The sequence below is a fragment of the Paenibacillus sp. HWE-109 genome, from assembly GCF_022163125.1.
Taxonomy (GTDB): domain Bacteria; phylum Bacillota; class Bacilli; order Paenibacillales; family NBRC-103111; genus Paenibacillus_E.
Genome location: NZ_CP091881.1, coordinates 7,380,421 through 7,402,456 on the forward strand (window position 1 = coordinate 7,380,421; position 22,036 = coordinate 7,402,456).

Sequence of the window (22,036 nt, forward strand, 5' to 3'; positions counted from 1 at the left end):
CTACGAGAAAAAGATAAGAAAGGAGTGATCCACGATGTTGGATAGATTGCAATCGATTGTAGATCGATATGATAAATTAAGTGAATTGTTATGTGACCCTGATGTCACAAATGATACGAAGAAATTGAGAGAATACTCCAAAGAACAATCCGATCTTCAAGAAGCTTATGATGCTTATAATGAATATAAGAGTGTAAGTGAACAGCTCGCTGATGCGAAAGTGATGCAGAACGAGAAGCTGGACGATGAGATGCGCGAAATGGTCAAAATGGAGATTGATGAGCTGAGCGAACAAGCGGCTTCTTTGGAAGAACAGCTTAGATTGCTGATGATGCCCAAAGATCCCAACGACGGTAAGAACGTAATCGTCGAAATTCGCGGAGCGGCTGGTGGTGATGAAGCTGCGTTATTCGCAGGTGATCTTTACCGGATGTATACGCGTTATGCGGATGGTCAAGGCTGGAAAACGGAAATTCTGGATGCTTCCGTGAATGATTTAGGCGGATTCAAAGAGATCATTTTCATGATTACGGGCAAAGGTGCTTATAGCAAGCTTAAGTTTGAGAGCGGAGCGCACCGTGTACAGCGGATTCCAGTTACGGAGTCTGGCGGACGCATTCATACATCGACCTCTACGGTTGTTGTTATGCCGGAAGCTGAAGATGTAGAAATTGTCATTCATGATGCGGACATTCGCGTAGATACGTTCTGTTCAAGTGGAGCGGGCGGTCAGTCCGTTAATACAACGAAATCTGCTGTGCGCGTAACTCATGTGCCTACAGGCATCGTAGCTACTTGTCAGGATGGCAAATCGCAAAACTCGAATAAAGAGTCGGCACTTCGCGTACTTCGTACGCGGATTTCGGATAAATTGCGTGAAGAGGAAGAAGCGAAATATGCTGGCGAGCGTAAAAGCAAGGTAGGTACGGGAGACCGTTCAGAGCGTATCCGTACGTACAACTTCCCGCAAAGCCGGATTACCGATCACCGGATTGGTTTGACTTTGCATCGTTTGGAAACGGTCCTTAACGGCGATATGGCGGAGATTGTTTCCGCATTAACCATTGCTGCACAGTCCGATGCGTTAGATAAAGGGGAGCAGGCGATGTGATGCCGACTGCAACGATTAGAGAAGCCTATGTAGAGGCTTCTTCTTTTTTAGGGAAGCTAGGCGTGGCCGAGGCAGCTTCCTGTGTGGAGCTGTTGCTGCAGCACCTGCTAGGCTGCACGCGAACGAAGCTGCTGTTCCGCTTCCAGGAACAGTTTCCAGTGGAGCTGGCGGAGTCTTGGCGTCAGCTGGTCGAGCGGAAGGCCGCGGGCGAGCCGGTGCAGTATATCATCGGCGAGCAGGATTTCTACGGCCTTCCTTTTGCTGTGAGCCCGGCCGTGCTGATCCCGCGGCCGGAGACGGAACTGCTCGTGGAAGCTTTGCTCCACGAGGGCACGCGTCTGTTCCCGCTAGGCGCTCCGCTGCTTGCGGATGTTGGCACCGGGAGCGGAGTGATCCCGGTTACGATTGCGCACGCGCGCCTCGCGTGGCGCGTGGCGGCCAGCGACATCTCCGCGGCAGCGCTGGAGATGGCCCGCGTGAACGCGCAGCGCCACGGCGTGGCTGCGCGTGTGGAGTGGCTCGAGGGAGACCTCCTCGAACCGTTCATCCAGCGCGGGATCGCGCCCGATATACTGGTGTCGAACCCACCGTATATCCCTGATGGCGACCTGCCTGCGCTAATGCCGGAGGTGCGGCTGTTCGAGCCGCACACGGCTTTGTTCGGCGGTGTAGAGGGACTCGACCTCTACCGCCGTATGATCTCGCAGCTGCCGCAGCTGCCGCGAATCCCGACCGTGGTCGGGTTCGAGGTCGGCATCCGGCAAGCGGAGGCTGTGGCGGCGATGTTGGGCGCCGCCGCCGACTGGGACGAGATCCGCTTCGTGCCGGATCTGCAGGGCATTAATCGCCACGTACTGGCGATCCGCGAATCCAGCGGGTAGGATAACCAGCTAGAAGCACCTGAACTAAGAAGTTAAGGCTATTTTTCCTTTTCAGCCCACCCTGTGTCTCTCAACCTAACTCTATTATTTTTACAATTTTCATAGATTACTAGGTTTAGCCTCTTCTCTTTTTGCCCATACTGGTTGGTAGAAGCGAAGGGAAAGGGGCTTTTTCTAATGGTAAAAAGAACGGAACGGCCATCATTCAAACATTTATTATTGGTAGCTTTTGCACTTATTGTGATGATTACATGTTGGGAATCCAATCGGACGAATGCGGCGGTTATCGCGCCTACTATACCGGAAGAATCTATCCGTTTGCGTATTCTTGCAAACTCGGATTCTGCCCAGGATCAAGCCCTAAAACGCGAGATTCGTGACGCGATAATAGCTCGTATGGAGACTTGGGTCGTCGGTCCGCAATCGCTAGATGAAGCAAGAGTCGTAGTCAATGCACATTTGGCTGAATTTGATACGCTTGTTGGACAGATGATAGAAGCACGCGGCTACACATACTCCCATACGGTGGAATTGGGGAGAGTTCCTTTTCCAACGAAAATGTACGGCAACCAAGTCTATCCGGCAGGTGAATATGAGGCGCTGCGGGTTACGATTGGCAGTGGGGAAGGACAGAACTGGTGGTGTGTGCTGTTCCCGCCATTATGTTTCGTAGATTCTGTTTCCGGAGAAGCGGTAGCATCAGCAGCTGTTGTAGCTAAGACAGAAGTGGATACCAAAGCTGTCGCGACACCTGCAGTTAAGGCCGCATCAACAGCCAAAGCTGGCAGCGCTCCGCAAGTGAAAGCTGAGTCACAGACATCAGTGGCTGCCGCCGCACAACCGGAAGTGAAGTTTTTCGTCTGGGAAATGGTCAAAAAGATTGCTTCTTGGTTTAGTTGAAATTGAATTTAGGGAAGTAAGGATGATAGAGCGTGACAATGTATTGGAAAGTGGAAGCGGGTTCGGGCACCGATGGAATCAGCAGCTTGGCGGAAGCCGCAATGCTTCTGAGAGAGGGTGAAACGATAGCATTCCCGACGGAGACGGTCTATGGACTTGGCGCAGATGCCACGAACACGGAAGCTGTGGAGCGTATTTTCAAAGCCAAGGGGAGACCTTCGGATAACCCGCTGATTGTCCATATCGCTGATAGGACGCAGCTTTCAGGGCTAGTGGAGATGGAAAGTGTCACCTTAGATCACCAGCGGCTTATGGATGTTTTCTGGCCGGGACCGCTAACTATTGTGCTGCCTGTGCGAACGGGCGGCATTTCGCCGTTGGTAACGGCTGGCCTTGCTACGGTGGGGATACGTATACCGGATCATCCTGTTGCTTTGGAGCTTCTGCGTGAAGCCGGGCTGCCGATCGCGGCTCCTAGCGCCAATAGCTCAGGACGTCCGAGTCCGACTTTGGCGGAGCATGTCAGGGACGATTTGGACGGACGCATTGGCGGTCTTGTGGACGGTGGCGCAACGGGTGTTGGCGTGGAGTCCACTGTGATTCAGCTGGCGGACGGTGAATTGTATATTCTTCGTCCCGGGGGCGTAACCGCGGAGCAGCTGCGGTCGGTACTTCCGAATCTGCGAATGCATGAACCGGAGCGGGAAGATGTAGGAGCTTCAGAAACGCCGCGAGCTCCGGGAATGAAGTACACGCATTATGCACCGCAAGGCTTTATGCATATTGTGCAGGGAGATCACGCTGAAGCTGTGATGGCTTGGATTCAGCAAGATATTCGGGCTGCCCGAGCACGAGGTGAATCCACAGGTGTGCTTACTTTCGAAGAGAGAGCCTCGCAGTATGACGCTGATCTGGTTATTGCTTGCGGGTCGTTGTCGGAACCGGCATCGATTGCTCATGGCCTGTATGCGGCGTTAAGACAATTCGATCAACAAGGTATAGCTTACATTGTGGCAGAAGGCTGCCCCGAAGTCGGAATTGGCCTTGCCATTATGAATCGTCTGCGCAAAGCAGCCGGTCACAGGCTTGTACGTGTTTAGCTAGCATGATTCCCTGTTTGTCCGCATATCTTGGGAGAGAAAGCGGACAAGGGGGATAGCACGATGCACGTATCTGGTGTGGAATTGGGACAGCTGGTCACGATTATTATTATGGCGATCGCTCTCGGTCTGGATGCTTTTTCTTTGGGCATAGGCATAGGCATGAAAGGGATTCGTTTGCTGGATATTTTGAAAATTAGCCTCGTGATTGGACTATTTCACATTATTATGCCTCTTATGGGGATGTTCATGGGACAATATGTCTCGTTGCTCCTTGGTAATGTAGCTACTGCGGCAGGGGGATGCCTGCTTATTCTACTAGGCTCACATATGGTGTATAGTTCGATTCGCGGAGAAGAAGCGACCGCCTTTGATCATAGAACGTTATGGGGGTTAATGATTTTCTCGCTTAGCGTCAGTATAGATTCGTTCTCCGTTGGGGTATCGCTGGGCATGTTTGCTACAGATATTGTACTGACAGTACTTATTTTCGGTCTTTTTGGCGGACTGCTATCGATTGCAGGCTTACTGGTTGGCAGACGGGTGAGCGGCTGGGTCGGTGAGTATGGCGAAGCTTTCGGCGGGCTGATTTTATTGGCGTTTGGGATCAAGTTTTTGCTATGATACAATGAAGATATAGAAGCTTTAAGGGAGGGATTTCAAGTTGCGAATTCTATTTGTATGTACAGGAAATACGTGCCGCAGTCCATTAGCAGAAGGTTTGCTGCGTATTCGGGTGCACCAAGAAGGGCTTGCGGCGGAGGTTCGTTCAGCAGGGGTATCGGCCATATCCGGCGGTCCTATTTCTCGGAACAGCGCATCGCTTCTGCAGGAAGCGGGCTTCAAGGATTCGCTGTCATCGCTAGCGATTCAGGAGTCGGAAGTACAGTGGGCCGACCTTATTTTAACCATGACCATGGGGCACAAAAGGACCGTCATTCAGCGGTTTCCTGATGCGATGGAGAAGACGTTTACGCTCAAAGAGTATGTGGAAGACGATACTCGTGTTCGGCAAGCGATTGAAGAGAGAGAGCGCCTCGTGACCGAGGTTCAGCTCAAGCAGGCTCTTTCGCAAGCCGTTTCTGTGGAGGAAAGAAGTCGGATCTACCAGCTCGAGCAGGAAATCCCTGACTATGACATATCCGATCCGTTCGGCGGACCTCTGGAGGTTTATCGGCAAACGGCGGAAGAGATCAGCAGCAGCTTGGATAAATTGGTTAAGAAAATCCGCACGTAGGAAATACGGATACATCTTTACACCTAAGCCGGAATGCGGTAAAATAGACCTATCAATCAAGACTCAATGTAACTGGCGACGAGTGGGAGCAACCACAATGGAGCATTGAGCTATACGGCCGGTCGCCTGGGCAAAAGAGCAACGCGCTTATTCTAGCGTGTCCGCTCTTTTTTTCGTTTTTAGCGCGCTTTGGGATATAATAGGATGGTCGAATTCGAAGAAGATGAGGAGCGTTCTATTCATGAAAATTGCCTTAGGTGCGGATCATGCAGGCTATCGTTTGAAAGATGTAATCATTCCTTTTATTGAATCATTAGGCCATCAGGTTATTGATTATGGCTGCAGCTGTGCAGATTCGGTGGATTATCCCGACTATGCGCTTCAAGTTTGTGAGCAAGTCGTTTCCGGCGGTGCTGATAAAGGAATTCTCATTTGCGGGACGGGCATCGGGATGTCGATTGCCGCGAATAAGGTGCCGGGTATCCGTTGTGCGCTTGTCCATGATCTATTTTCGGCGAAAGCAACGCGTGAGCATAATGACACGAATGTGCTTGCGTTAGGGGAACGCGTTATCGGCCCCGGCGTAGCCGAGGAAATCGTGAAAATCTGGTTGGAAACCGAGTTTTCCCAAGGTGTTCGCCACCAGAACCGCATTAATAAAGTGCAAAGCATCGAAGATCGCTTCACGGTTCAAGCGTAGGAGCGGGCGCCATCATGACAGATTCCATACTTCACCATGTTGCTGAAGGTTTGGAAACGAATCTTCGAGAGTTGATCCAAGTAGGCAGCCTGCGGCCAGGTCATATTCTGGTCATCGGTACGAGCACGAGTGAAATCCTCGGGCATCGGATTGGCACGTCGGGTACGCTGGATGCGGCGAAGCCGATTTATGACACGGTGCAGCGCATTAGCCGCGAATTCGGGCTGCATGTTGCTTTTCAATGCTGCGAACATCTGAATCGTGCTCTCGTTATTGAAGAAGAGCTGTTGCTGCTAACGCCGCAGCTTGAGCCTGTATCCGTGATCCCGGTTCCCAAAGCCGGTGGCTCCATGGCCTCTTATGCCTATCGCCACTTCGCGAAGCCCGTGGTTGTGGAGACGATTCAGGCCCATGCGGGTATCGATATTGGCAGTACCCTGATTGGGATGCATCTGCGTCGTGTCGCTGTTCCTGCAAGGCCGCCAGTGCGAAACCTTGGTCATGCTTATGTGACAATGGCGTTCACACGGCCCAAATTGATTGGCGGTATCCGAGCTGTTTATTCGGCAGATACAGCTGAGCAGCTATACCAGACAGCCGCACCAGATGCGGATTGTTAACTTATTCCCTCGGTGAATGATGATTAAACAGATATGACTATTTTCTAGGAGGAATTTCCCATGACAAGTTTTCTGAACAAACAAGATCCGAAAATCGTAGAAGCAATGAACCTTGAGCTTGGCCGTCAACGCGACAAAATCGAGCTGATCGCTTCTGAGAACATCGTAAGCCAAGCTGTTCTTGAAGCAATGGGTACTGTACTTACGAACAAATATGCAGAAGGCTACCCAGGCAAAAGATACTATGGCGGCTGTGAGTACGTAGACATCGTGGAAGATATCGCTCGCGACCGTGCGAAAGAGCTTTTCGGTGCTGAACACGCGAACGTTCAACCGCACTCCGGCGCACAAGCGAACATGGCTGTTTACTTGGCAGCTCTGAACCCTGGCGACACGGTGCTTGGTATGAACCTTGCACATGGCGGTCACTTGACGCATGGCAGCCCGGTGAATGCTTCCGGTATTCTTTACAACTTCGTCGCTTACGGCGTAAGCGAAAAAGATTTCCGCATCGACTACGACGATGTTCGCAAAGCGGCATTCAAACATAAGCCTCGCATGCTTGTAGCTGGCGCAAGTGCTTACCCGCGTACGATTGATTTCGAAGCTTTGGCATCCATCGCTAACGATGTAGGCGCATTGTTCTTCGTCGATATGGCGCATATCGCAGGTCTGGTTGCTGCTGGTTTGCACCCGAACCCAGTGCCGCACGCGCATTTCGTTACAACAACAACGCACAAAACGCTTCGCGGACCACGTGGTGGTATGATTTTGACGCGCAAAGCTTGGGCTGCAGCGATTGATAAAGCGGTATTCCCTGGTTCCCAAGGCGGTCCTTTGATGCACACAATCGCAGCGAAAGCTGTTTCCTTCGGTGAAGCTTTGCAGCCGGATTTCAAAGTATACGGTCAAAATGTCATCAACAATGCACAAGCATTGGCGACAGCTCTTACGGCTGAAGGCATCAACCTAGTTTCCGGTGGTACGGATAACCACTTGATGCTGATCGACCTTCGCAACCTGAACATCACGGGTAAAGATGCTGAGCACGTGCTTGACGAAATCGGAATTACAGCGAACAAAAATGCGATTCCTTTCGACCCAACTAGCCCGTTCATTACAAGTGGTATCCGTTTGGGTACGCCGGCTGTAACGTCCCGTGGCATGGGTGAAGAAGCGATGAAAACGATCGCCAAAGTTATCGGTCTTACTTTGAAAAACCCGAAAGACGAAGCTGTATTGGAAAAAGCTCGCGGTCTTGTGAAAGATTTGACAGCTCAATACCCGCTTTACCCAGGTTTGACTTACTAATTTTTAACTTATAGAAGAGAAGCTGTCTTTAGGTAGATGATATCTGCTTGAAGGCAGCTTCTTTGTGTTTTTTCAACTTAATAATAATGATCCTGCTGCCAAGCGCCAGCGATCGGATGGACGGGAAGCGTCGGAAGCTTTAACTCCTGAGCAGCGATACGGAGATAGGCGATGTTATATGCAATATCTGTCTGCCGGGTCGAGTCAAAATAACTCAGACGAGTGAGATCTGATTGGTAGAGCGCCGCATCCCATCTAATCTGGGAAATGGAGCGGTGGATGACTTCTTCGGGAAATCCGGTTTCCAGGCTGAAGAACTTGGCTGCTTTGTTAGGCTGTTCCCGCATGAGCCGGTTCGCCAGCAGGTGGGCTTTCAAGTAGGCAACGACCAAGTCCTCATGGGCATGGGCCCAGCCTTCGTCGGCGACGACGCTTGCCATGAAACCAAGCCCCAGTTCTTTGTCAAAAATGGATTTGCCAACACGCTGATGATGCGCCAGGCTGAGGAACGGCTCCCACATAATCGAAGCGCTCAATTTGCCCTGGTGCAGGCTCTGCATGCTTTCTTCGATGGAACGATGAATAATGTTGAGCTCGGTCATATGGTAGGATTCGAGCATCTTCTTCAGTCGAAACTCCGCGTTGGTGCGGAAAGTCGTCGCAATGGGCAGCGTGGCCAGCTCGGAGATGTTTTTCAGGTTCAGGCTCGTAGGGACGACCATCCCGAACCCGTTGCCTTCCGCGGACTTGCCGCCAGCAGCGAGCAGAATGGGACGGAAGTCCGGCAGCAGCCGACTGATGGTATGGCTGACAGAGAGGGCGTAATCGCCGAAAGTAGCCAGATGAATGGTGCCGGCAATCATACCTTTCACGAGCTCCATGCCATCCTTGGCTTGGTGCCATTTGATTTCAATCCGATTCTTGGGGCTGATGCGTCTTAATTCTTCTTCCAAAAGTCCAAACTCCTTGATGATGAGCGGACTCCACATATGGGTTGAGACCGTCGTGTATCCGATGGTGAGGGTCTGGTTGGCAGTCAGGCTAGGAGCCGCTTGTCGAACCTGACCGAACTGCCTGTACCAGCGGACCACTTCGTTCTTGTCAAAATAGATTTCTTTCCCGATCTTCATACTGGGGAGTTGTTTGGTCTTCCGCCAGCGATCTATGGTGGAGCGGCTGACATCCAATTCATTCATGACTTCACTGATATGGATTAAATTAAATTGATCTTTGATCATGTGGGCAACCCTCCTAGCTGTCAAATGATGGGCATTTTCTTCATTTCTGTTCATTCCTCTTTGATCTTTATCATTCAGTTGACGCCAAAAAGAGGGCGTGCTATTTTGTATTAAACCTAGTATATCGATATGAAATAAGGTATTTCAATCTTTTTATTAGAAATAAATAAAAAATAGCTGGCTGGACGACCGGAGGCTAAGAATTTCCCCCTTTATAACAAGGTGGATTCTTAGCCTCTTGTTTATGTCTGATGACAGAGAGGAAAGGTGTTGGGGACGCACATGGGGACAAGAAGAGGGCAGCTGCATCTGGCGTTGTCGGTACAGGGTGCCGGGTATTATCCGGGGAGTTGGCGTCATCCGGAAGTCAAAGCAAGGCAATTGCATGAACCGGACTATTTCTACCGTATCGCACAGCTGGCAGAGCGGGGGAAGTTCGATCTGCTATACCTGGATCGCACTTCCATTGCCGCGCAGCTTCGTGCCACCGGCACGGAGCCGGGGCTGCTGCTCGAGCCTTTCACTTTGCTGGGGGCGCTAGCGTCAGTGACTGCGCACATCGGGCTTGGCGCAGCGATATCGACTTCGGTGACGGAGCCGTTCGCGGCTGCCCGCCAGTTGGCTGCGCTCGACCATCTGAGCGGCGGGCGAATAGCGTGGCTCGCCAGCGCCACGGACTGGCAGGAGCCGCACCGCCGCTATGGTGGTCCGCCTGAGTTGTCGGCTGCCGAGCGTCAAGAGCGCCGTCAGGAGTTCATTGAAGTCGCAGAGCGTCTATGGGACAGCTGGGAGGACAGTGCCGTTATCATTGATAAGGCATCAGGCCGATACATCGACTCGGAGAAGGTGCATCTCATCCACCACACAGGTCCCCACTTTCGGGTGCGCGGTCCGCTAAGTATACCTAGACCGCCGCAAAGGTACCCTGTTCGTCTTGGTCTGAGCAGCGACCAGGGGAACGTGAACAGCGTTGATGCGGAGATTCTTTTCAGTTCCAGGCCAACTATCAGGGCTGCTGCTGATTTCTATGCCAAGCTGGGTAAACAGCGGGAATTCTCCGGGCATTCGCCAGGCAATAGGAAAGTGCTGACGACGCTCTCGCCGATTCTCGGCAGGACGGAGGAGGAAGCGCGTCAGAAAGCGGCAGAATTGAGAGGTCTTGTCGATCCCCATGCGGCGCTTGCGCTGCTGTCTGATTTGTTGGAGGTGGATTTGGCAGCCTATCCGCTGGATGGCCCGCTGCCTGTGATCCCCGCCTTGAGGGCTGCAATGGAAGCAGTGGAGATCACAGCTTCAACGCTGCGCGAACTTACGGGTAGTGTGCTGGAATTAACCGGTACCCATGTCTTTGTAGGAACACCGAAGCAGCTGGCAGATTGGATGGAGGCTTGGTATCAAGCGTACGGAAGCGACGGCTTTCATCTCCAGTTCCCGCTGCTTGAGAGCGGTCTTACGGCATTCGTCCAGGACGTTATTCCTGAGCTGCAGCGGCGCGGGCTTTTCCGAACAGCCTATACAGCGGCAACTCTGAGGGAGCAGGCAGGGCTAACATCGACAGATAACGAGCGAATCAGCAAGGGGGTTTAACGTATGGCAACAACCAAAAAACAACTGCACCTCGGCGTCTTCCTTCTCAATGCCGGTCAGCATACAGGCGGATGGCGCCACCCGGAAACGCAGGCAGAGCGGCTGTTGGATATTTCTTTTTATCAGGATTTCGCCAGACTGTCAGAGCGGGGGAAATTCGATACGATTCTAATACTGGAACAGATCGCTATTGGGGAGCAGAACGAGCGAGTCGCGGAGGAACGCTCCATCCCTACGCTGGATACGCTGACGCTGCTTTCCGTGATGGCTGCTGTTACGGAGCGGATTGGCCTGACGGCAACACTTTCTACTACGTATAACGATCCGTATCATGTAGCTGCCCGATTCGCCACGCTCGATCATCTGAGCAGAGGCCGTGCGGGCTGGAATATGGTGACTTCGCAAGACCCGCGCATTGCGTCCCAATTCAGCAAGGATGCCCATATGGATCATACGCTGAGGTATCAACGGGCGAATGAATTCGTCGAGGTCGCGATGAAACTCTGGGATAGCTGGGAAGTGGATGCGCTGGTTGCGAACCGGGAAGCGGGCATCTATCTCGATCCTGCCAAAGTGCATGATATCGATCACTCGGATACACATTTCTCCTTCAGCGGCAGTTCCTACATTCCCCGGCCGGTACAAGGTCATCCTGTGCTGTTCCAGGCAGGGTCATCAGGAAGCGGTCTCCAGTTTGCCGCTCGCAAAGCGGAGGTTGTCTTCACCGCACAGGATAATTTGCATGATGCCCAACGCTACTATGCGAACCTGAAGGGGATGCTGGAGCCTTATGGACGCGATGCAGCGAAGTTTCATATTTTGCCTGGACTCGCACCTATTCTTGGATCTACAGAACGTGAAGCCAAGGAGCGGCAGGTTTATTTCAATGAACTGGTGCTGCCCGAAATTGCGGTACGGAACTTGTCCGGCACGATTGACGTCGATTTGTCGTCGTATCCATTGGACGGCCCGTTCCCCTACTGGGAGATCGATGCCGAGGCCAACAACAGCAAGAAGAGCCGCTTGCAGCTATTGAAAGATTTGGGACAGCGCGAGAAATGGACGGTTAGGCAAATGAGTCAGCACGTCATATCAGCTGGCGGCCACCATACTTTCGCTGGAACGCCGGAACAATTAGCTGATTTGATGGAATCATGGATCGATCAGGCTGCTTGCGACGGATTCACGATTATGCCTTCCCACTATCTTCGAGGGTTAGAGGAGTTTGTGGAGCAGGTCATTCCGATATTACAAAAAAGAGGGCGCTACCGCATCGAATACACAGGTCATACCCTGCGTGAACATCTGGGTCTGACTTCCCCGGCCAATCGCTGGTCCAAGGTTCAGGCGTCCGCATCCCTATAAACACCATCTACTGAGGAGGAATCATCTATGAAACAACCACGCATTCATCTTATTCTTGCAGTCGTTCTGCTTATTATTTTGGCAGGCTGCGCCAAAGCCGCTACAACCAAAGAAGGGGCAGCCACCAACGCGCCTGCGACGACCACAGCACCAACCGCCAAGGCAGCGCCGAAAGTTGTCAAAGCAGCACTAAACACAGTTCCGGTGCCATTATTCAGCTTTCTGGATGAAAAAAATCAGCCAGCCGGCTTCATCATCGATTATTTGAAGGAATTGGAGAAAAAGCTGCCCGAATATAAATTCGAGTTTGAATCGGTCGACAACGAAGGCCAATTGATCGGGACAGATACGGGTAAATATGCATTTGCCGCTAATTTCTGGTTCAAGAATCCGGAGCGGGAGAAAAAGTATTTGTACCCGCAGCAAGAGTTCGGCTATTCGATTACAGGTTTGGCGGTTAAACCGGATCGAGATGATATCAAAACGCTGGATGATCTGGTCGGCAAGAAATTAGTGCCGATGAGCCCAGTCTCCGGGTTCCGTTATATTCTGAAAGATTACAATCTGAAACACCCGGGCAAGGAAATCAAAGTCGAGGATGTTGACAAGACGACGCCGGCCGATGACTTGAAGCTAGTGGAATCAGGCAAGTACGATGCGCATTTGCTGAACATCAACCATTTCGAAGATGCCGTGAAGAAGTTGAATTTGAACTTGAAGATTGGCGGTGTTATCTCCAAAGAGCCTGTATATTTCATTTTTAATAAAAATCAAACAGAACTTGCCCAGAAGGTAGATGCAGCGACGACAGAACTGATTAAGGATGGCAGTTTGTCGAAACTTTCGGAGAAATGGTTCAAAGTCGATGTATTCAAAAGCTTGGAATTCGTGCAGCAAGGCTATAAGTTCCGTAAGGAATAACCTGAGAGGAGTGGGTCCGGAGTGGAAACAACGCTGAATTTGGTCCTGCGAATCGCCCAGAGATTGCCTGTCACGCTAACGATTCTGCTGGCCTCTCTCCTGTTCGGCTTATTGCTCGGGTTGGTGATTGCACTCGCCCGTATTCAGAAAAACAAATATCTGTATGGGCTGGCTACGATTTATTTATCTTTCATGCGGTGTACACCGACTATCGTTCAACTGTTTCTCGTGTATTACGGACTGCCGCAGCTGCTGATTTTATTCGGAATTGATGTGAATAGCTGGAATAAAATGATTTTCGCCGTCATCACCTTCTCGCTGCACAGCTCGGCGTTCTTCTCGGAGGTTATTCGCTCATCCTATCTGGCCGTAGGCAGCGGGCAGCAGGAGGCGGCCTACAGCATCGGAATGACTTACGGACAGTCGCTTAGACGGATCATTTTACCCCAGGCATTCGGGATTGCGATTCCTAACCTGGGCAACAACGTCATTATTTTATTAAAAGAAACATCGCTGGCCTTCTCTATCGGAATCATCGACCTTATGGGTCAGGTGCAGATTATTCTGGGGAATAATTATGGCAAAAATACGTTTCAAGTGTATATCCTGGTCTCTCTGATCTACTGGATTATCAGCATTCTCATCGAGAGAGGGTTTCGGATCATGGAAAGAAACTATAAAAAAGGCCATATCAGTATTGCCGGATAAAGAGAAGGGAGGGGGCTGCTTTGGTCGAATTCAGTTTAGCTTTTGCCATCGAGAAATTCCCAGAGGTATTGAAAGGCGTCCCTTCCATGCTGTTCGTCGCGATCATCTCGATGCTGCTGGGAACTTTGCTGGGCTCCGTTATCGCCTTGTGCCGCATATATAAAGTGCCTGTGCTGGATAAGGCGGGGGTCTTGTATGTCTCCTTCATCCGCGGAACTCCCCTGTTGGTGCAGCTATACGTGGTCTTCTACGGTACGCCGCTGCTCGTTGATATTCTCAATGAAAAGTGGGGATGGCACATTCCGCTGCAGGATATGTCGCCGCTAGCTATCGCCCTGCTTGCATTCACGATTAATTCAGCGGCTTATCAGTCAGAAGTGATACGCGGGGCGCTGAGCCATATCGAAATTGGCCAGATGGAGGCCGCGCAATCGATCGGTATGACAACGTCCCAGGCACTGATGCGGATTATCGCGCCGCAGGCATTCGTTACGGCACTTCCTAATTTGGGAAATATTTTCATTAATTTAATCAAAGGGACTTCGCTAGCCTTTGCGATCAAGGTGATTGAGGTCATGGCTCAAGCGAAAATTGTGGCGGGCGACGGTTATCGCTATTTGGAAATGTATTTTGATGCCTCTATTATTTATTGGGTTATCTGCTGGGGCTGTGAGCGGTTATTCCGCTGGCTGGAGACCCGGTATAGCCGTCATGAGAAACGAATAGCCGTATAAGCGGCGAATAAAGTGAACCGTCCGGGATTCTTGTGTCTCGGGACGGTTTTTCGCGCTGTCCGGGGATGTTTGGTTTTTCAGAGGATAAGTTGGATAACATATGATATAATGGACGAGGTTTGTCGTACAATGACGCTAATTTTTGCAAAATACATAGAAAATGAAGCTTTTTTAGGAGGAAATTATGGGGAAGTTATTTATTTGTGATCATCCGCTTATTCAGCATAAGCTTACCTATATTCGGGATGAGAATACGAAGACGAAGGATTTTAGAGAACTGGTTGATGAAGTTGCTACTCTAATGGTTTATGAAATTACCAGAGACCTGCCGCTTGAGCATGTACAAGTGAAAACGCCTGTAACAACGGCAGATTGCCGAATTATTTCCGGAAGAATGCTGGGTTTAATTCCGATTCTCCGAGCTGGTCTAGGTATGGTTGATGGCGTATTGAAGCTAATGCCTGCTGCCAAAGTGGGTCATGTTGGCCTTTACCGTGATCCTGACACGCTTCAGCCTGTCGAGTATTATGTGAAGCTGCCTACGGATGTGCTGGAACGTGAGTTGATCGTCATTGATCCCATGCTGGCGACCGGCGGTTCGGCCAATATGGCTATTGAAGTGCTCAAGCGCAGAGGTTGTACGCAAATGAAGCTGATGTGCTTGATCGCCGCACCGGAAGGAATCAAGGCCGTTCAACAAGAGCATCCTGACGTGGATATCTATGTAGCAGCTGTTGATGACTATTTAAATGATCATGGCTATATCGTACCAGGGCTCGGAGACGCTGGGGATCGTCTGTTCGGCACGAAGTAATTGGCAAAATGCTTACGAAGTGAACTTTCTGGCAGAAAGCTCAGTCAAAGCTTACGGAGTGAGCTTTCGTAGGGAGAGCTCAGCTAATGCTTACGAAGAAAGCTTTGCTACGCAAAGCTCAGCCTATGCTTACGAAGAAAGCTTTCCTACGGAAAGCTCTAAGGGGAGAGAAAACCGATGAAACGTCTTAAAGTGATTACGATCTTCGGCACGAGACCGGAAGCGATTAAAATGGCTCCGCTGATTTTGGAGTTGGAGAAGCACCCTGAACATATTGAGTCGCTAGTCTGCGTAACCGCACAGCATCGTCAAATGCTGGACCAGGTGCTGGAAATTTTCAAAATCACGCCTGACTTTGACCTCAATGTGATGAAGGATCGCCAAACGTTGAATGAGATTACAATGCGTGTGCTTCAAGGACTTGAGCCAGTGTTTCAAGAGGCGAAGCCGGATCTGATTCTCGTGCACGGCGATACTTTGACTACGTTCCTAGCGAGCTATGCAGCGTTCATGCAGCAAATCCAAGTAGGACACGTGGAAGCGGGGCTTCGTACGTGGAACAAAATGTCGCCATATCCGGAGGAAATGAACCGTCAACTAACAGGCGTTTTGGCGGATCTTCATTTTGCGCCTACACAGCAGTCCGCAGACAATCTGCGTAAGGAAAATAAATCCGAGTCGCAAATTTATGTGACGGGCAATACGGTAACGGATGTATTTAAATACACCGTTAAAGAGAAATTCAACCACCCTGTTCTCGAGTGGGCGGCAGGACGCAAGCTCATCTTGATGACGGCGCATCGCCGTGAAGCTCAAGGAGAGCCGCATCGCCAAATTTTCCGAGCTGTGAAGCGAATCGCTGATGAGTTCGACGATATTGCGATTGTTTATCCGGTGCATCCGAGCCCGGCAGTTAAAGAGCCTGCGCATGAGATTCTTGGGAATCACCCGCGCATCAAGCTGGTAGAACCCTTCGATGCGAGTGAGTTTCATAACTTCTACCCGCATACCCATATGATCCTGACGGATTCGGGTGGGCTTCAAGAGGAAGCGCCGTCTTTTGGCGTGCCCGTTCTCGTTCTGCGTGACACAACGGAGCGTCCGGAAGGCATTCAAGCAGGGACGCTGGAGTTGGTTGGAACCGACGAAGAGAAGGTCTACGAGCGTGCTCGTGCGCTTCTAACCGATGCGGACTTATACAATCAAATGAGCCAAGCTGCCAATCCTTATGGGGATGGAAAAGCGTCCGAACGTATCGTGCAAGCGATTCTCCATCACTTCGGTAGGGCCTCTGAACGGCCTGAAACATTCTAACCGTGACAAAATCATGACAAACGCTACAGCGTACAGTTCGACTGTTTGGTTTGGAAACTCGCAAACCCTAGAGCCGCAAGGCTCTGAGGGGTTTTGTGAGAAGTCACAAATGAAGTTCTGTCAATTGACAAACCTTGCATGGCTTCGATACAATGAATGAGGATTCGTAGCAGGATGTCTACGAAGCGGGTTTTCCCATGCGGAAAGCTCTCAGGAGGATGCGATGAAACGGCCAAATCCCAATGATAATCCATGGCGGGCAGTAGCCCTAACTAGTGCAATAGGTATCGACCTCGTAGTCTGTTTGGCAGCCGGGTATTTCTTCGGCGAGTGGTTGAGTCACACACTAGGGGGACAGCTCTGGTTGTTAGGTGGATTCTTGCTAGGGCTTGTAACCGGAATCATTAGCATTTACTTCATGATAAAGCAGTACGGAGGGCTATAATGGATGACTTTTCAGCCACTCTGAAAACGGTTCAAAATGTGTTTCTTTTCTTTTTATCCTTTTGTTTGGCTGCATGGGCGCTTTTTGTCGACTATCGGGTTTACTTTGCCGGCATTATGCTTGGATCCATGGCAAGTATGGTGAATGCAAGGTTTCTGGCCTGGAAGATCAACAAGTTGGCAGCAGCTGCGATAGAGCAGAATGGGCGCAAGGTGACCCTGGGTTTTCTGACAAGAGCAGCAATCGCTGGTTTCGCAGGCTTGGTTGCCGTAAGGTATCCCGAACATATCGCGTTAACTACGACGGTCGCTGGATACTTTTTTGCTCAATTGGCAACACTCGTACTGGGTATTCTTTCTATTAGGAAGTCTAAGAAGTAATTCCATTCGATGAAAGGGGTGAAAATGGAAAACATGGAACATAAGGTACCAGAATTTGAGTGGTTAGGGTTTCATTTCGACGCATCTGCACTAATGATGATCGGAATTACCACACTTATCGTGCTTATCCTTGCAATCGCAGGGGCCAGCCGAGCATCCGTAACGAATCCTTCGAAATTGCAAAACTTTATGGAATGGACGATTGAGTTTGTAGAAGGCATTATCGGAAGCACGATTGGATCGAAGCACGGTAAAGGTTTTATCGCACTAGGTCTTACGCTCATTATGTATATCTTTATCGGCAACATGCTTGGTCTCCCTTTCTCGATTGTGACAGAAGATCACGTGTCATGGTGGAAATCACCAACAGCTGATATTGCCGTTACAGGAGCACTTACGGTTATCGTAATTGTATTAAGTCACTATCTAGGGATTACTCGCAATACGAAACATTACTTCGCGCATTATTTTGAGTTCAAAGGGGCAATGTTGATCCTTCATTTAATTGAAGTTGTATCCAAGCCGCTTACACTCGCTTTCCGTCTTTACGGTAACATTTACGCAGGTGAAATTATGATATCTGTCATCATCGGAGCAGGCTGGTTTGGAATTGCACCTCTCTTTGTATGGCAGGGCTTCAGTGTGTTCGTAGGTGCGATTCAAGCCTTCGTATTCACGATGCTAACAATGGTTTACATCTCACAAACGTTGATTCACGAAGAAGAGCATTAAGAGTAAGACTTACCTCGGGAAGTCTCGAGTCACTTATACACAAACAAACTTAAGAATTTAAGGGAGGATTTATCAATGGGAGCAATAGCATTAGTAGCAGCAGGTATCGTATTCGGTTTAGGAGCACTAGGTGCAGGTATTGGTAACGGTTTGATCGTAGGTCGTGCATTAGAAGGTATTTCCCGTCAACCAGAACTTCGTGGTACGCTTCAAACAACAATGTTTATCGGGGTAGGTCTAGTAGAGGCAATGCCAGTCGTTGCATTGGTTCTTGCGTTCATCTTTATGGGAAAAGCAGGCTAATAAATCGTTCGGCGGGGATGGCCATAGTTGCCACCACGCCTTCGTTTTGCCCATGTTATCAGAAGGGAGTGACGTTACTTGCATATTGAATGGTCCACATTTTGGATTCAACTTATCGCGTTCTTAATTTTATATTTGTTGCTTTCTAAATTTGCGTTCGGTCCTCTGTTCGGAATGATGGAGAAACGCAGACAATTAGTGAAAGATCAAATCCAAACAGCTGAAGCGAGCCGCAAGCAAGCTGATCAACTGTTAGAGGAACAAAAGCAAGCGCTGCAACAAACTCGTAAGGAAGCTTACGATATCATTGAGCAAGCGAAGCATACGGGTTCCAAACAAGCTGATGATATTATTCATGCTGCTAGCGCAGAAGCTAACCGTCTGAAAGACGAAGCACTGAAAGATATCGAAAATGAGAAGAACAAAGCGGTTGCCGCTCTTCGCAGCCAAGTTGGCGCGATGTCCGTTCTGATCGCATCCAAAATTATTGAGAAACAAATCGATGAAAAGTCACAAGAAGAACTGGTTGAGCATTACCTCAAAGAGGTAGGAGGCAACGTATGAGTGACATCGTCGTAGCGAAGCGTTATGCCAAAGCTCTGTTCGAAGTAGCGAAGGAACAAGGTATCATTTCCCAAGTTGAAGAAGAGCTAAAATCTGTAGCTAGTGCGATTAGGGACAATGCAGACTTGCAGAAGTTCCTGAACCATCCGAACATCGGGACTTCCGCGAAAACGGACCTGCTGAAGCAGATTTTCGAAGGCAAAGTTTCCGAACCGGTGTGGAACACGCTGCTGGTCTTGATTGATAAAGGAAGACAATCGATTCTTTCAGCTTTACTTAACGACTACGTTAAGGTAGCCAATGAAGCACTAGGACAAGCGAGTGCTGTTGTTTACTCCGCTATTGCGTTAACGGATGCTCAGCAAGCTGAGATTGCTTCACATTTTAGCAAAGTAACAGGTAAAACGATTCGTGTTTCGAATGAAGTCGAGCCGAAATTGCTCGGTGGCGTTCAAGTGCGCATCGGTGATCGTTTATATGATGGAAGCTTGGCAGGCAAGTTGGATCGTTTGGCCAAAGCGTTAGTTTAACACAAGCACTGTAAGAATAGGGGTGAAGTTCGTTGAGTATCAAACCTGAAGAAATCAGCTCATTGATTAAACAACAGATTGCAAACTATAATTCCGATATCCAAGTGGTTGATGTAGGTACAGTCATTCAAGTTGGTGATGGTATCGCTCGTGCTCACGGCTTGGAAAGCGTAATGGCAGGCGAGCTGCTTGAGTTTCCAAGTGGCGTTCTGGGCTACGCGTTTAACCTGGAAGAAAGCAACGTAGGTATCGTTATTCTCGGACCTTACAAAGATATCCGTGAAGGCGACCAAGTAAAACGTACGGGCCGCATCATGGAAATCCCAGTAGGCGACGCGCTTCTCGGCCGTGTAGTTAACCCACTGGGTCAACCTGTCGATGGCAGAGGACCAATCGAAACAACTGGATTCCGTCCAATCGAATCCCCAGCACCAGGCGTTATGGCCCGTAAATCGGTACATGAGCCAATGCAAACAGGGATCAAAGCGATTGACGCGATGGTACCGGTTGGCCGTGGACAACGTGAGTTGCTCATCGGTGACCGTCAAACAGGTAAAACAGCGATCGCTATCGATGCGATCATCAACCAAAAAGGCAACGGCGTTAAATGTATCTACGTTGCAATTGGTCAAAAACAATCCACGGTTGTAGGCGTTGTTGAAACACTTCGTCACGCTGGCGCTTTGGATTACACAATCGTAGTAACAGCTTCTGCTTCCGAGCCTTCACCAATGCTTTGGTTGGCTCCATACGCAGGTTGCGCAATGGGTGAGTACTTCATGTACAAAGGCGAGCACGTGTTGATCGTCTATGATGACTTGTCCAAACAAGCGGCTGCTTACCGTGAGTTGTCCCTCTTGCTTCGTCGTCCACCGGGTCGTGAAGCTTATCCAGGGGATGTTTTCTACTTGCACTCCCGTCTTCTAGAGCGTGCTGCGAAATTGAATGATGAGCTAGGTGGCGGTTCCATGACGGCACTTCCTTTCATTGAAACACAAGCAGGCGATATCTCGGCATACATTCCTACGAACGTAATTTCGATTACGGACGGACAAATCTTCTTAGAATCCGACTTGTTCTACTCCGGTCAACGTCCAGCGGTTAACGTTGGTAACTCTGTATCCCGTGTAGGGGGCTCCGCACAAACGAAAGCGATGAAAAAAGTTGCCGGTACACTTCGTGTTGACTTGGCACAATATCGTGAGCTTGCTGCGTTTGCTGCATTCGGATCTGACTTGGATAAAGCTACTCAATCGCGTTTGGACCGTGGTGTTCGTACGCTTGAAATTTTGAAACAAGGTGTCCACCAACCGATGTCATTGGAGAAGCAAGTTGCTTCCCTTTACACAGTTGTTAAAGGACATGTGGATGATCTTCCTGTTCAAGACGTTACACGTTTTGAAGGTCAATTCTTGGCTTACTTGGAATCGAACCGTCCAGAAATTCTACACAGCATTCGCGATACGAAGGACATCACTCCGGATAACGATAAAGCGCTAGTAGAAGCTATCGTTCAATTCAAAAAGAGCTTCGCAGCTTCTGTATAAATCATGATGGCAGAGCTTCACTTAACGTGAAGCTCTACCTCCCATGTTAATCCTGGGCAGGCTGATCGCCTGAATTCAGGTCTTCGAATGAAGGCTTTTCTAAGCCTCAAAAGAGAGGTGAGCAGGTATGGCAAAAGGAATGCGCGAGATTAAGCGCCAAATCAAGTCCACACAAAGCACGAAACAAATTACGAGAGCGATGGAAATGGTCTCTGCAGCGAATTTGAGACGAGCGCAACGTTCTGCGGAAGCAGCGCGTCCTTACTCAGATAAGTTGAAAGAAGTCGTTCAAAGTATCGCAGCTGGAAGCAAAGGGATCAAACACCCGATGTTACAGACACGCGAAGTGAAGAAGACAGGCTATTTAGTAATCACCTCGGATCGTGGATTGGCTGGAGGATACAACGCTAACGTGTTGCGGAAGGTCATGACCGAGATTCGTGAAAACCATAAATCAACAGCTGAATATTCGATTTTCGTAATCGGACGCAAAGGCAGTAACTACTTCCACAAACGCAACATGCCAGTTGTAGAAGAAGTAACAGGTGTTCCGGATTCACCGAAATTCGCGGATATCAAGTCTGTCGCTTCAGCAGCAGTAAAAAACTTCGAAAACGGAACGTATGACCAGTTGTTCTTGGTATATAACCAATTCAAAAATGCGATCACCCAAATTCCAACGATGATCCGCCTGCTTCCTATGGAAGAAGTTACTGGCGCGGCTGCTGCTAGTTATGAGTATGAGCCATCACCAGAAGGCGTACTGGAAGTATTGCTGCCTAAATATGCTGAAACGCTTATTTACAGTGCAGTATTGGAAGGTAAAGCAAGTGAGTTCGGTGCGAGAATGACTGCGATGAATTCCGCTACGAAGAATGCAACGAAGATGATCAGCGGTTACACATTAGCTTACAACCGTGCGCGTCAAGCTTCGATTACCCAAGAAATTTCGGAAATCGTTGCTGGGGCGAACGCGAACGCATAACAATAAAGC

At 49.7% G+C, this 22,036-nt stretch carries 25 protein-coding genes and 1 riboswitch; of the genes, 24 read left to right on the plus strand and 1 reads right to left on the minus strand.

Annotated elements, in window-relative coordinates; all coding sequences use genetic code 11:
• Positions 1-34 precede the first annotated feature (34 nt).
• The 9 genes from prfA (at position 35) to glyA (ending at position 7,860) form a co-directional block, all read left to right on the plus strand.
• Positions 35-1,111, plus strand: a complete 1,077-nt coding sequence (gene prfA, locus LOZ80_RS31675; protein WP_189020745.1) for a peptide chain release factor 1 — start codon at positions 35-37, stop codon at positions 1,109-1,111.
• Positions 1,111-1,992 carry a peptide chain release factor N(5)-glutamine methyltransferase gene (prmC, locus tag LOZ80_RS31680; RefSeq protein ID WP_238168312.1) on the plus strand — a complete coding sequence of 294 codons (882 nt, stop codon included), beginning with the start codon at positions 1,111-1,113 and terminating at the stop codon, positions 1,990-1,992. The genes prfA and prmC overlap by 1 nt, the downstream gene beginning before the upstream one ends.
• Positions 1,993-2,169: 177 nt before the next feature.
• Positions 2,170-2,892 (plus strand): stage II sporulation protein R, encoded by a 723-nt coding sequence (gene spoIIR, locus LOZ80_RS31685; protein WP_238168313.1) that lies wholly within the window; start codon positions 2,170-2,172, stop codon positions 2,890-2,892.
• A gap of 38 nt (positions 2,893-2,930) precedes the next feature.
• Positions 2,931-3,992, plus strand: coding sequence for an L-threonylcarbamoyladenylate synthase (locus tag LOZ80_RS31690; protein ID WP_238173172.1), 1,062 nt, complete (start codon positions 2,931-2,933; stop codon positions 3,990-3,992).
• Between the two features lie 63 nt (positions 3,993-4,055).
• The gene (locus LOZ80_RS31695) at positions 4,056-4,616 is read left to right on the plus strand and encodes a manganese efflux pump MntP (RefSeq protein WP_238168314.1); all 561 of its coding nucleotides are present in this window, start codon (positions 4,056-4,058) and stop codon (positions 4,614-4,616) included.
• A gap of 40 nt (positions 4,617-4,656) precedes the next feature.
• Positions 4,657-5,229 carry a low molecular weight protein arginine phosphatase gene (locus LOZ80_RS31700; protein WP_238168315.1) on the plus strand — a complete coding sequence of 191 codons (573 nt, stop codon included), beginning with the start codon at positions 4,657-4,659 and terminating at the stop codon, positions 5,227-5,229.
• A 58-nt stretch (positions 5,230-5,287) separates the two neighbouring features.
• A riboswitch (ZMP/ZTP riboswitch) is annotated at positions 5,288-5,368 on the plus strand.
• Positions 5,369-5,470: 102 nt separating this feature from the next.
• The gene (rpiB, locus tag LOZ80_RS31705) at positions 5,471-5,929 is read left to right on the plus strand and encodes a ribose 5-phosphate isomerase B (protein WP_238168316.1); all 459 of its coding nucleotides are present in this window, start codon (positions 5,471-5,473) and stop codon (positions 5,927-5,929) included.
• Positions 5,930-5,943: 14 nt separating this feature from the next.
• Positions 5,944-6,549 (plus strand): TIGR01440 family protein, encoded by a 606-nt coding sequence (locus LOZ80_RS31710; RefSeq protein ID WP_238168317.1) that lies wholly within the window; start codon positions 5,944-5,946, stop codon positions 6,547-6,549.
• Positions 6,550-6,609: 60 nt separating this feature from the next.
• On the plus strand, positions 6,610-7,860 hold the full coding sequence (gene glyA / locus LOZ80_RS31715) for a serine hydroxymethyltransferase (RefSeq protein ID WP_283214716.1): 1,251 nt from the start codon (positions 6,610-6,612) through the stop codon (positions 7,858-7,860).
• Between the two features lie 77 nt (positions 7,861-7,937).
• Here the strand turns inward: glyA and LOZ80_RS31720 are convergent, their stop codons facing one another.
• The gene (locus tag LOZ80_RS31720) at positions 7,938-9,152 is read right to left on the minus strand and encodes a helix-turn-helix domain-containing protein (protein WP_238168318.1); all 1,215 of its coding nucleotides are present in this window, start codon (positions 9,150-9,152) and stop codon (positions 7,938-7,940) included.
• 228 nt (positions 9,153-9,380) lie between these two features.
• On the opposite strand from LOZ80_RS31720, the gene LOZ80_RS31725 reads away from it, so the two are divergent.
• The 15 genes from LOZ80_RS31725 (at position 9,381) to atpG (ending at position 22,027) form a co-directional block, all read left to right on the plus strand.
• Entirely contained in the window at positions 9,381-10,685 is a 1,305-nt protein-coding gene (locus LOZ80_RS31725; RefSeq protein WP_238168319.1) for an NtaA/DmoA family FMN-dependent monooxygenase, read from the plus strand.
• Positions 10,686-10,688: 3 nt separating this feature from the next.
• A complete protein-coding gene (locus tag LOZ80_RS31730) occupies positions 10,689-12,050 on the plus strand; it encodes an LLM class flavin-dependent oxidoreductase (protein WP_238168320.1) in 1,362 nt (453 codons plus the stop codon).
• A gap of 27 nt (positions 12,051-12,077) precedes the next feature.
• Entirely contained in the window at positions 12,078-12,971 is an 894-nt protein-coding gene (locus LOZ80_RS31735) for a transporter substrate-binding domain-containing protein (protein ID WP_238168321.1), read from the plus strand.
• A 21-nt stretch (positions 12,972-12,992) separates the two neighbouring features.
• Positions 12,993-13,679, plus strand: coding sequence for an amino acid ABC transporter permease (locus LOZ80_RS31740; protein WP_189020057.1), 687 nt, complete (start codon positions 12,993-12,995; stop codon positions 13,677-13,679).
• Between the two features lie 20 nt (positions 13,680-13,699).
• Positions 13,700-14,413 (plus strand): amino acid ABC transporter permease, encoded by a 714-nt coding sequence (locus LOZ80_RS31745; RefSeq protein WP_238168322.1) that lies wholly within the window; start codon positions 13,700-13,702, stop codon positions 14,411-14,413.
• Positions 14,414-14,597: 184 nt separating this feature from the next.
• Positions 14,598-15,227 (plus strand): uracil phosphoribosyltransferase, encoded by a 630-nt coding sequence (upp, locus tag LOZ80_RS31750; RefSeq protein ID WP_189020056.1) that lies wholly within the window; start codon positions 14,598-14,600, stop codon positions 15,225-15,227.
• A gap of 177 nt (positions 15,228-15,404) precedes the next feature.
• Entirely contained in the window at positions 15,405-16,541 is a 1,137-nt protein-coding gene (gene wecB, locus LOZ80_RS31755; protein WP_238168323.1) for a non-hydrolyzing UDP-N-acetylglucosamine 2-epimerase, read from the plus strand.
• 223 nt (positions 16,542-16,764) lie between these two features.
• Positions 16,765-16,986 carry an AtpZ/AtpI family protein gene (locus LOZ80_RS31760; protein ID WP_189020052.1) on the plus strand — a complete coding sequence of 74 codons (222 nt, stop codon included), beginning with the start codon at positions 16,765-16,767 and terminating at the stop codon, positions 16,984-16,986.
• Positions 16,986-17,366, plus strand: a complete 381-nt coding sequence (locus LOZ80_RS31765) for an ATP synthase subunit I (RefSeq protein ID WP_238168324.1) — start codon at positions 16,986-16,988, stop codon at positions 17,364-17,366. The genes LOZ80_RS31760 and LOZ80_RS31765 overlap by 1 nt, the downstream gene beginning before the upstream one ends.
• A gap of 33 nt (positions 17,367-17,399) precedes the next feature.
• Entirely contained in the window at positions 17,400-18,098 is a 699-nt protein-coding gene (gene atpB / locus LOZ80_RS31770) for a F0F1 ATP synthase subunit A (RefSeq protein ID WP_238168325.1), read from the plus strand.
• A gap of 75 nt (positions 18,099-18,173) precedes the next feature.
• On the plus strand, positions 18,174-18,401 hold the full coding sequence (atpE, locus tag LOZ80_RS31775) for a F0F1 ATP synthase subunit C (protein ID WP_167055274.1): 228 nt from the start codon (positions 18,174-18,176) through the stop codon (positions 18,399-18,401).
• Positions 18,402-18,479: 78 nt separating this feature from the next.
• Entirely contained in the window at positions 18,480-18,965 is a 486-nt protein-coding gene (atpF, locus tag LOZ80_RS31780; RefSeq protein WP_238168326.1) for a F0F1 ATP synthase subunit B, read from the plus strand.
• Positions 18,962-19,495: a F0F1 ATP synthase subunit delta gene (locus LOZ80_RS31785; protein ID WP_173226298.1), complete on the plus strand. Its 534-nt coding sequence runs from the start codon at positions 18,962-18,964 to the stop codon at positions 19,493-19,495. The genes atpF and LOZ80_RS31785 overlap by 4 nt, the downstream gene beginning before the upstream one ends.
• A gap of 32 nt (positions 19,496-19,527) precedes the next feature.
• The gene (gene atpA / locus LOZ80_RS31790; protein ID WP_079416984.1) at positions 19,528-21,042 is read left to right on the plus strand and encodes a F0F1 ATP synthase subunit alpha; all 1,515 of its coding nucleotides are present in this window, start codon (positions 19,528-19,530) and stop codon (positions 21,040-21,042) included.
• Positions 21,043-21,169: 127 nt separating this feature from the next.
• Positions 21,170-22,027 carry an ATP synthase F1 subunit gamma gene (gene atpG, locus LOZ80_RS31795; RefSeq protein WP_079416986.1) on the plus strand — a complete coding sequence of 286 codons (858 nt, stop codon included), beginning with the start codon at positions 21,170-21,172 and terminating at the stop codon, positions 22,025-22,027.
• Positions 22,028-22,036 lie beyond the last annotated feature (9 nt).